At 66.6% G+C, this 9,264-nt stretch carries 10 protein-coding genes and 2 pseudogenes; 7 read left to right on the top strand and 5 right to left on the bottom strand.

The genetic code is table 11. From position 1 onward, the window contains the following. Positions 1-128: 128 nt before the first annotated feature. Positions 129-950, bottom strand: coding sequence for a tyrosine-protein phosphatase (locus A5658_RS18535; RefSeq protein ID WP_067338336.1), 822 nt, complete (start codon positions 948-950; stop codon positions 129-131). After that, on the bottom strand, positions 951-2,162 hold the full coding sequence (locus A5658_RS18540) for an acyl-CoA dehydrogenase family protein (protein WP_082993277.1): 1,212 nt from the start codon (positions 2,160-2,162) through the stop codon (positions 951-953). A gap of 58 nt (positions 2,163-2,220) precedes the next feature. Between A5658_RS18540 and A5658_RS18545 the strand changes: the two genes are divergently transcribed. From A5658_RS18545 to A5658_RS18560, 4 genes are read left to right on the top strand one after another with little or no spacing between them, the layout of a single operon-like run. After that, a complete protein-coding gene (locus A5658_RS18545) occupies positions 2,221-2,694 on the top strand; it encodes a nuclear transport factor 2 family protein (protein ID WP_067338342.1) in 474 nt (157 codons plus the stop codon). A 38-nt stretch (positions 2,695-2,732) separates the two neighbouring features. Then, positions 2,733-3,827 carry a Re/Si-specific NAD(P)(+) transhydrogenase subunit alpha gene (locus A5658_RS18550; RefSeq protein ID WP_067338345.1) on the top strand — a complete coding sequence of 365 codons (1,095 nt, stop codon included), beginning with the start codon at positions 2,733-2,735 and terminating at the stop codon, positions 3,825-3,827. Next, entirely contained in the window at positions 3,828-4,148 is a 321-nt protein-coding gene (locus A5658_RS18555; RefSeq protein WP_067338348.1) for an NAD(P) transhydrogenase subunit alpha, read from the top strand. After that, entirely contained in the window at positions 4,145-5,587 is a 1,443-nt protein-coding gene (locus tag A5658_RS18560; RefSeq protein WP_067338351.1) for an NAD(P)(+) transhydrogenase (Re/Si-specific) subunit beta, read from the top strand. The genes A5658_RS18555 and A5658_RS18560 overlap by 4 nt, the downstream gene beginning before the upstream one ends. Positions 5,588-5,682: 95 nt before the next feature. On the opposite strand, the gene A5658_RS28200 is transcribed toward A5658_RS18560, so the two are convergent. Next, entirely contained in the window at positions 5,683-5,814 is a 132-nt protein-coding gene (locus tag A5658_RS28200; RefSeq protein ID WP_156751530.1) for a hypothetical protein, read from the bottom strand. 144 nt (positions 5,815-5,958) lie between these two features. On the opposite strand from A5658_RS28200, the gene A5658_RS18565 reads away from it, so the two are divergent. Both A5658_RS18565 and A5658_RS18570 read left to right on the top strand, forming a co-directional pair. After that, positions 5,959-6,606, top strand: coding sequence for a TetR/AcrR family transcriptional regulator (locus tag A5658_RS18565; protein ID WP_067338354.1), 648 nt, complete (start codon positions 5,959-5,961; stop codon positions 6,604-6,606). A 5-nt stretch (positions 6,607-6,611) separates the two neighbouring features. Then, positions 6,612-7,376 carry an SDR family oxidoreductase gene (locus A5658_RS18570; RefSeq protein ID WP_369830546.1) on the top strand — a complete coding sequence of 255 codons (765 nt, stop codon included), beginning with the start codon at positions 6,612-6,614 and terminating at the stop codon, positions 7,374-7,376. Positions 7,377-7,398: 22 nt separating this feature from the next. Here A5658_RS18570 and A5658_RS18575 read toward each other — a convergent pair. After that, positions 7,399-8,288 (bottom strand): annotated as a pseudogene (locus A5658_RS18575) (alpha/beta hydrolase). A gap of 27 nt (positions 8,289-8,315) precedes the next feature. Between A5658_RS18575 and A5658_RS27650 the strand changes: the two are divergent. Beyond that, entirely contained in the window at positions 8,316-8,690 is a 375-nt protein-coding gene (locus A5658_RS27650) for an FAD-binding oxidoreductase (protein WP_197503151.1), read from the top strand. Here A5658_RS27650 and A5658_RS18580 read toward each other — a convergent pair. Further along, positions 8,648-9,264 (bottom strand): annotated as a pseudogene (locus tag A5658_RS18580) (FAD-binding oxidoreductase); the annotation flags it as partial. The gene A5658_RS27650 and the pseudogene A5658_RS18580 sit on opposite strands and share 43 nt — an antisense overlap.

Here is a 9,264-nt window from a genome sequence, read left to right on the forward strand (position 1 = left end):
GAAAATTCAGTTTCGCGTCCGAAATATCGGACGAATCCCGCGTGCCTCACAAACCCCGCCAGTCACTGCGCTGGGGGTGTGCCCGTCTTCCGAATCGTGAGCACGGGCGATATCACCCACGCGTGGCGTCAGCCCAGTAGCGCGTCGCGAAGCCGGTGGATGTCGGCGTCGGTGATGTCTGCGCTGCGGAAGTAGCCGTCGAGCGACCCAAAGTTGTCGTCGATGGTCCGTCTCGCGGCGTCCAGATATTCCGCGCGCACCCCCAGCACCTCTTCGGACAACCGCGCCTCGGTAAGCGACACCAGTTCCGGGGTCATGTCGAGGTCGGCCCGCTCGCGGATCGTGGTGAGGATGCGCTCACGCAACAGTGGGACGGCCTGGTTGCTGGTCAGGAAGTCCGCCACGATCGCATCGCGATCGATGCCGGCGGCCTCGAGCACCAGCGCGATGGTGAACCCGGTGCGGTCCTTGCCGGCGAAGCAGTGGGCGAGCACCGTGCGGCCGTCTGCCAACAACGTGACGACGCGGTGCAGCGCCTCCCGGGCCCCCGGATACGTTGGGAATCGGCTGTATTCGTCAACCATGTAGCGGCTGGCGGCGTCGCTGACCGATTCGCCGTCCGGCTTTTCCTCGAACAGCCGCTTGAATGCGTGCTCGTGCGGGGCTTCGCCGTCCGGGTTGGCCTCGTTGGGCGCGAGGTCCGGGATGGGCAGCAGATGGATGTCGACGCCGTCGGGCACCAAGCCGGGGCCGTGGCGCAAAACCTCACTGCGCGAACGCAAATCGGCGACATCGGTGACGCCCAAACGGCGCAGCTCGTCGCGACCGTCGTCACCCAGCTCGCTCAGCTCGCCGGAACGGAACAGCCGACCGGGTCGCAGTACCCCGGTGGTATCGGCGACGTCGCGAAAGTTCCAGGCGCCCTGCAGGTCTCGCAGACCGGTCGTCATCTAGGTGACCGCCGCGGCGAAAGCGCTTTTCTCCCGGCCGATCTCAGCACGCGCGATCGACCGCAGATGCACCTCGTCCGGCCCGTCGAAGATGCGCATCGCGCGCTGCCAGGCGTACAGCCGGGCCAGCACGGTGTCCTCGCTGACGCCCGCCGCGCCGTGCACCTGGATCGCGCGGTCGATGACATTGCAGGCCATCTGCGGGGCCACCGCTTTGATCTGGGAGACCAGCAGGTGGGCGGCTCGGTTGCCGTGCTGATCGATGGTCCAGGCGGCCTTCTCGCACAGCAGCCGTGCCTGGTCTATTTCGTTGCGGGACTTGGCGATTGCGTTTTGAACCATGCCCTGGTCGGCCAGTGGCCGACCGAAGGCGATCCGGGTGTTCGCCCGGTGCACCATCAGCGCCAGCGCACGCTCGGCGCCACCCAGTGCCCGCATGCAGTGGTGGATGCGGCCCGGACCGAGACGAGCCTGGGCGATCGCGAAACCGGAGCCCTCCTCGCCGAGCAGGTTGGTGACCGGCACCCGGACGTTGTCGTAGATGATCTCGCAGTGCCCGGGCTGATCCTGGAACCCGAACACCGATGTCGAGCGGACGACCGTCACGCCGGGCGTATCGATCGGCACCAGAACCATCGACTGCTGCTGGTGGCTGGCGGCGTCGGGGTTGGTGCGGCCCATCACGATCAGGATCTTGCAGCGCGGGTCCGCGGCTCCCGACGTCCACCACTTGCGGCCGTTGATCACGTAGTCGGCACCGTCGCGCACGATCGAGGTCTCGATGTTTCTGGCGTCGCTGCTGGCGACCGCGGGCTCCGTCATCGAGAAGCCACTGCGTATCTCGCCGTTGAGCAACGGCTCGAGCCACTTCTTGCGCTGATCCTCGGTGGCGAACAGGTGCAGGGTCTCCATGTTGCCGGTGTCCGGGGCCGCACAGTTGATCGCCTCGGGCGCGATCTCGAGGCTCCACCCGGTCAGCTCGGCCAGCGGCGCGTAATCGACGTTGGTCAGACCGGATTCGGACGGCAGGAACAGATTCCACAGTCCGGCCGCCTTCGCCTTGGTCTTGAGTTCCTCGATCACCGGCGGAACGGTGTGATCGTTCGGGCCAGCTTCCTCGCGGTACTTGTCGTATTCGGCTTCGGCGGGAAAAACGTGGTCGGTGATGAACTCGCTCAGTCGCTTGTGGTAATCGCTGGCTTTAGCTGACATTGCGAAGTCCATGACCGTCACATTAAGCCACCCGCGACAAGGGCACACCGGGGGCAGGATGAACGGTATGAATGCTGACGCCCGCCCGCCGCTGCCGCCGTTCACCCACGCAAGCGCGATCGAGAAGGTTCAGGCCGCCGAAGACGCGTGGAACACCCGTGATCCGGACCGGGTCAGCCGCGCGTACACCGTTGACTCCCAATGGCGTAACCGCGGCGAGCACATCGTCGGTCGCGACGCCATCGTGGCGTTCCTGACCCGCAAGTGGCAGCGCGAACTCGACTACTCACTGCGGAAGGCGCTATGGAGCTTCGACGGCAACCGCATCGCCGTCCGATTCCAGTACGAGTGCCGTGACGCGTCCGGCCAGTGGTGGCGCAGCTACGGCAACGAGTTGTGGGAGTTCGACGAGGCCGGTCTGATGGCCCGGCGCGAGGCCAGCATCAACGACGTCGCGATCGAGGAGTCGCAGCGCCGCTACTTCGGCCCCCGCCCAACTGAGGAGTACGGCCGGGATTTCCCGCTGTGGTGACCCACTAGGGTGGTTGCCGATCTACCGGGAAGTGGGAAATGACAGAAACGCAGACGACGGTCGGGGTGGTCGCCGAGTCGGGCGCCGACGAGCGACGGGTCGCGCTGGTCCCGAAGGCAATCGGGCCGCTGGTGAAGACCGGCGTCGCAGTCATCGTGGAGGCCGGCGCGGGCGAGCGCGCGCTGTTGCCCGACTCCTTGTACACCGAGGCCGGAGCAACGATTGGCGACGCCTGGTCGGCCGACATCGTCGTCAAGGTCGCACCGCCGACCGCCGAAGAGGTCGCCAAGCTGCACAGCGGGCAGACGCTGATCGGTTTCCTGGCTCCCCGCAACGCCGAGAACTCGATCGGCGCGCTCAAGGCGGCCGGTGTCCAGGCGTTCGCGCTGGAGGCCATCCCGCGGATCTCGCGGGCGCAGGCGATGGACGCGCTGTCCTCGCAGGGCAATGTCGCGGGATATAAGGCCGTGCTGCTGGCCGCTTCGGAGTCGACCCGGTTCTTCCCGATGCTGACCACCGCGGCGGGCACCGTGAAGCCGGCCACCGTGCTGGTGCTCGGCGTCGGGGTGGCGGGGCTGCAGGCCCTGGCGACGGCAAAGCGCCTCGGCGCCAAAACCACCGGCTACGACGTCCGCCCTGAGGTGGCCGACCAGGTCCGCTCGGTGGGCGCGCAGTGGCTCGACGTCGGCATCGACGCCGCCGGTGAGGGCGGTTATGCCCGCGAGCTCACCGACGAGGAGCGCGTCCAGCAGCAGAAGGCGCTCGAGGAAGCGATCAGCGGGTTCGATGTCGTGATCACCACGGCGTTGGTCCCCGGTCGCCCGGCGCCCAGGCTGGTGACCGCCGCCGCGGTCGAGGCGATGAAGCCCGGCAGCGTGGTCGTCGACCTCGCCGGGGAGACCGGCGGCAACTGCGAACTAACCGAGCCGGGCCAGGTCGTGGTCAAGCACGACGTCACGATCGCCTCGCCGCTGAACCTGCCGGCCACCATGCCCGAGCACGCCAGCGAGCTCTTCAGCAAGAACATCACCGCGCTGCTGGACCTGCTGATCAAAGATGGCGAGTTGGCCCCGGACTTCGATGACGAAGTCGTCGCGGGTTCGTGCGTGACTCGAGAGCGAGAGGACGCATAAATGTACGACCAACTGTTGGCCAATCTGGCGATTCTTGTGCTCGCCGGGTTCGTCGGGTTCGCCGTCATTTCCAAGGTGCCCAACACGTTGCACACCCCGTTGATGTCGGGCACCAATGCCATCCACGGCATCGTGGTGCTGGGCGCGTTGCTGGTGCTGGGTGAGTTGCCCGCCGATGCCAGCTGGGGCGTGCGGGCAATCGCGTTCGTCGCCCTGATCTTCGGCACATTGAACGTGATCGGTGGCTTCCTGGTGACCGACCGGATGTTGGGCATGTTCAAGTCGCGCAAGCCCGTGGCCGACAAGGAGCCCGCGAAGTGAGCGCACAAAACGTCAACTACGGCGTCGACGTCTTGTACATCGCGGCGTTCGCGCTGTTCATCTACGGTCTGTCCGGGCTGACCGGCCCGAAGACCGCGGTGCGCGGCAACTGGATCGCCGCGGTCGGGATGGCCGTGGCGGTGATCGCGACGCTGATCAAGGTGCGCGACACCGCGTCGATCAACTGGATCCTGATCGCGGCTGGCCTGGTGATCGGTGTGGTGTTGGGCGTGCCGCCCGCCAAGAAGACCAAGATGACGGCCATGCCGCAGCTGGTGGCGCTGTTCAACGGCGTCGGCGGCGGTACCGTCGCACTGATCGCCTGGTCGGAATTCATCGGGACCAAGGGCTTCTCGGTGTTCCGGCCAGACCAGTCGCCGACTGTTGCGCTGGTCGTCGGGTCGTTGTTCGCGGCGATCATCGGCTCGGTGTCGTTCTGGGGCTCGCTGGTGGCGTTCCTCAAGCTGCAGGAGTCGATCCCGAAGAACGTGGAGAAGCGGCTGGTTTCCTCGGCCAAGCTGTTCCAGCTCTCCAACATCGTGCTGCTGGTGGGCGCGATCGGCGTCGCCGTTTACCTGGGGCTGAACCCGGGCCAGCCGGTCTGGTGGATCCTGCTGGTGTTGGCCTTCGCGGGCGTGATGGGCCTGTTCGTGGTGTTCCCGATCGGTGGCGCCGACATGCCGGTGGTGATCTCGTTGCTGAACGCGATGACCGGATTGTCGGCCGCCGCAGCGGGTCTGGCGCTGAACAACACGGCGATGATCGTCGCCGGCATGATCGTCGGCGCCTCGGGTTCGATCCTGACCAACCTGATGGCGGTCGCGATGAACCGGTCGATTCCCGCGATCGTGTTCGGCTCGTTCGGCGGCGACGGCGGCGCGGGTGGTGCTGCGAGCGGCGAGCAGGGCACCGTCAAGGCCACCTCGGCCGCCGACGCGGCCATCCAAATGGCCTACGCCAATCAGGTCATCGTGGTGCCGGGTTACGGCCTGGCGGTTGCCCAGGCCCAGCACGCCGTCAAGGAGATGGCCAGCCTGCTGGAGGAGAAGGGCGTCGAAGTCAAGTACGCCATTCACCCGGTGGCCGGCCGGATGCCCGGGCACATGAACGTGTTGCTGGCCGAAGCCGACGTCGAATACGACGCCATGAAAGAGATGGACGACATCAACGGCGAGTTCAACCGCACCGACGTGGCGATTGTCATCGGCGCCAACGACGTCACCAACCCGGCCGCACGCAACGACTCGTCCAGTCCGATCTACGGAATGCCGATCCTCAACGTCGACGAGGCCCGTTCGGTGATCGTGCTCAAGCGATCGATGTCGTCGGGCTACGCCGGCATCGAGAATCCGCTGTTCTTCGGCGACAACACCTCGATGTTGTTCGGGGACGCGAAGAAGTCGGTGACCGAAGTAGCCGAGGAACTCAAGGCGCTGTAACCGGTCGGCGCAAACACGTCGAGATCGACGCTGGCGTGGTGCTCACTCGAGAAAGTTCGCGCTTGCGTCGATCTCGGAGGTGGGGGACTGACGGTTTAGACCGGCGGGTATGCCGGCGGCGGGTAACCCTGGCCGTCGGTGACGCCACGCAGGCCCCAGGGCAGGTACTTGAAGTAGAACTCGAGTTCGTCGGAGAAGTCGTAGCTGGGATCGGGATCCGGTTGCATCTGACTGCCCTCTCGAGTCGCTTGGCGGTTCCTTCGAAGTCTAGTCCCACCGGGCAACGCGCAACAGTGAACCGTGGTGTTGCCTAGACTACCCACCAGTTGATTGACTCCGGGCTCTTCCCGGACTGCCGATAGCGAGTAGACATGCCATCCGAGAACGGGCTCACCCGCCGCGAGGAGCTACTGATGGTAGCCACCAAGTTGTTCGCCGCGCGCGGCTATCACGGCACCCGGATGGACGACGTCGCCGACGTGGTCGGCCTGAACAAGGCCACCGTCTACCACTACTACGCCAGCAAGTCGCTGATTCTCTACGACATCTACCAGCAGGCCGCCGAGCGCACCCTGGACGCCGTGCACGACGACCCGACGATGTCGGCCCGTGAGGCGCTCTATCAGTACACCGTGCGGCTGCTCAACAACATCGCCGTCAATCCCGAAGGCGCGGCGGTGTACTTCCAGGAGCAGCCCTACATCACCGAGTGGTTCACCGAGGAGCAGGTCGCCGAGGTCCGCGAGAAGGAAACCCAGGTCTACGAACACGTGCACGGCCTGATCGACCGGGGCATCGCCAGCGGTGAGTTCTTCGAGTGTGACTCCCACGTCGTTGCGCTCGGCTACATCGGGATGACACTGGGTGCCTACCGCTGGCTGCGGCCTAGCGGTCGGCGTAGCGCCAAGGAGATCGCTGCCGAGTTCAGCACGGCCTTGCTAAGGGGCCTCATTCGCGACGAGGCGGTCCGGGTGGACTCGCCGCTGGGTGCGCCGAGGTCGGAGACCGTCGCACCTTGACCGACATGTTTCGCATCGACGGAAAGGTCGCTGTCGTCACCGGCGGTGGCCGCGGCATCGGCATGATGATCGCGCGAGGGCTACTACAGGCCGGCGCTTCGGTGTATCTGTCGAGCCGCAAGAAGGCCGAACTCGACGCCGCGGTCGCCGAGTTGTCGCCACTCGGATCGGTGCACGCGATTCCCGCCGATCTCGGCACGGTCGACGGCGTCGACGCATTGGTCGCCGACATTGCCGAGCGTGAGGACGCCATCCACGCGCTGTTCAACAACGCCGGCGCCGCCTGGGGAGCGCCGCTGGACGAGTTCCCCGAGTCCGGGTTCGACAAGGTGATGAACGTCAACGTCAAGGGCGTCTTCATGCTGACCCGCGCGCTGGTGCCGCTGCTCACCGCGGGAGCGAGTGACGGCGACCCGGCCCGCGTGATCAACACCGGCAGCATCGACGGGATCGTCCCGCCCGGAAAGGGCCGGAACAACTTCTCCTACAGCGCCAGCAAGGCCGCCGTGCACATGCTGACCCAGCACCTCGCCGGGGAATTGGCGCCGCGGATTCTGGTCAACGCGATCGCGCCCGGGCTCTTCGAGTCCCGGATGACCAAGGAACTGCTGGCGGCCGGGTCAGAGGCGGTCGGCTCGTTCCTCCCGCTCGGCCGCATCGGCCAGCCCGACGACATGGCCGGCATCGCGGTCTTTCTGGCCAGCCGCGCCAGCAGCTACATCACCGGCGCGGTGATCCCGGTGGACGGCGGCGTCAGCGTCATCCGGTAGGCAGATGGTCCCCCGCGAGCAGTCATTTCAGGTTCTTGTCGAGAAACTCGAGTTGATCGGTTGTGACGCGCTCGAATGCGTCGCCGATATATATCTCGAAATGTCCTTCCGGATAAAGCTTTATCTCGCCCTTCGGTGCGGTGGCGGCGTAGCGGCGGGTCGGCCCTGACGGCGCGACGGTGTCGTTTTCGCAGATGCAGAACAGGATTGGGCAGGCCACCTTGGCCGCGAGCCGACCGGGCCGGTAGGGCAGCAGCTTCACGCCGATGCGCGCGGTGACCTCGTTGCGGATCTCGGCGCCGTCGGGCACCAGACCCAGAAAGCCGGGATAGGCGTCGGGCGACGTCATCAGCGCGACCTCGCCCGGATGTCCGGCCGCCTTGACCATCACCGGGTTGCCGCCGAAGCGGGAGGCGACGAGGTCGCGGATCGCCAACGCGGTGATGCGCGCGCTGACCAACGGGTTGACCACACCGAAAGAGGCGACGCTATCGGTGAACGGGCATTGCGAAACCACCGCCGCGATGCCCGGCACCCGGGCCGCCGTGGCGATCACGTGACCGCCGCTGAAAGACGTGCCCCACAAGCCAATTCGGCCCGGATCGATGCCCGGCAGGGTGCGGGCGAACGCGGTGGCAACTGTCCAGTCCTGCAACTGCATTCGGATGTCCAGCAGTTGACGCGGCGCGCCTTCGCTGTCGCCGAAGTTCCGGTAGTCGAACACCAGGCAGGCGTAGCCGGCCGCGGCGAAGCGTTCGGCGTAGGCGTCCAGCCGCATCGTGCGCACCGCGCCCAGCCCGTGCGCCATCACCAGCAGCGGTGTGTCCCGGCGCCGTCTGGTCGGTACAGCCATGCGCTGATCCGGTCGCTGCCCGAGTTGAACCAAACATCCTCACGTCGCATGACAGCCATCCTGCATCAGTGTGGTAGACCGACGCCATGGCCCGAGATGTCCTGCAGCAGGTGTCGTCGCTGGTGGGGGCGAAGTATGTCAGCACCGATCCCGACGTCGTGGCAGGCCGCAGCGTCGACCACACCGGCCGTTATCGCGGCAACGCCAGTGCGCTGGTACGCCCGGGTTCGGCCGACGAAGTCGCCGAGATACTGCGGCTGTGCCGCGACGCCGGGACGCACGTGACCATCCAGGGCGGACGAACCTCGTTGGTGGCCGGCACCGTTCCCGAACACGACGACCTCTTGCTGTCCACCGAAAGGCTCTGCGGCATAAGCGATGTCGACACCACCGAACGGCGTATCGAGGCCGGAGCCGGGGCGACATTGAGCGCGTCGGCAAGCCGCTCGGTCTGGTCGTGATCGGATGCCAGCTCCACCAACAACAGCCACCGGCTGTCCACCGGCGGCGGCGCACCAAGATGCTCGTCGGCCAGCGCGCTGGCTCGCCCGTCGACCAGCTCGATCGCGGCGATACCGTCCAGGTCACGGAACAACCGCCCCGCGTCGACGAGCGCGTCCAGGTCGTCGAAGCCGCAGACCGCGGTCACGCGATGCGCCGGATCGGGGTGCAGCCGCAGGTCCAGTGCGGTGATCACGCCGAGCGTGCCTTCGGCGCCGACGAACAGCGCCGGCAGGTCGTAGCCGGTGTTGTCGGCCCGCACCCGGGAGTGCCGTCGCACCACCGAGCCGTCGGGCAGCGCGACGTCCATGCCGATGACCTGGCTGCCCATGTTCCCGTAGCGCACGGTGCGCAACCCGCCGGCGTTGGTCGAGGCCATGCCGCCAACCGTCGCGGTGTCACGCGCGGACAGATCGACACCGAACACCAGGCCGGCCGCGCCGGCCGCGCGCTGCACCGCGCTCAATGTCGCCCCGGCTCCGGCCTCGATACGCCGTTCGGTGGTGTCGACATCGCTTATGCCCCACCGCCTTG

This window comes from Mycobacterium sp. 1245111.1, assembly GCF_001673405.1.
In the GTDB taxonomy this organism is placed as follows: domain Bacteria; phylum Actinomycetota; class Actinomycetes; order Mycobacteriales; family Mycobacteriaceae; genus Mycobacterium.

Coding starts and splice junctions, on each gene's coding strand:
- A5658_RS18540 (WP_082993277.1), bottom strand. CDS start 2,162: ATGTCAGCTAAAGCCAGCGATTACCACAAGCGACTGAGCGAGTTCATC.
- A5658_RS18535 (WP_067338336.1), bottom strand. CDS start 950: ATGACGACCGGTCTGCGAGACCTGCAGGGCGCCTGGAACTTTCGCGAC.
- A5658_RS18570 (WP_369830546.1), top strand. CDS start 6,612: ATGTTTCGCATCGACGGAAAGGTCGCTGTCGTCACCGGCGGTGGCCGC.
- A5658_RS27650 (WP_197503151.1), top strand. CDS start 8,316: ATGGCCCGAGATGTCCTGCAGCAGGTGTCGTCGCTGGTGGGGGCGAAG.
- A5658_RS18550 (WP_067338345.1), top strand. CDS start 2,733: ATGACAGAAACGCAGACGACGGTCGGGGTGGTCGCCGAGTCGGGCGCC.
- A5658_RS28200 (WP_156751530.1), bottom strand. CDS start 5,814: ATGCAACCGGATCCCGATCCCAGCTACGACTTCTCCGACGAACTCGAG.
- A5658_RS18545 (WP_067338342.1), top strand. CDS start 2,221: ATGAACGGTATGAATGCTGACGCCCGCCCGCCGCTGCCGCCGTTCACC.
- A5658_RS18565 (WP_067338354.1), top strand. CDS start 5,959: ATGCCATCCGAGAACGGGCTCACCCGCCGCGAGGAGCTACTGATGGTA.
- A5658_RS18555 (WP_067338348.1), top strand. CDS start 3,828: ATGTACGACCAACTGTTGGCCAATCTGGCGATTCTTGTGCTCGCCGGG.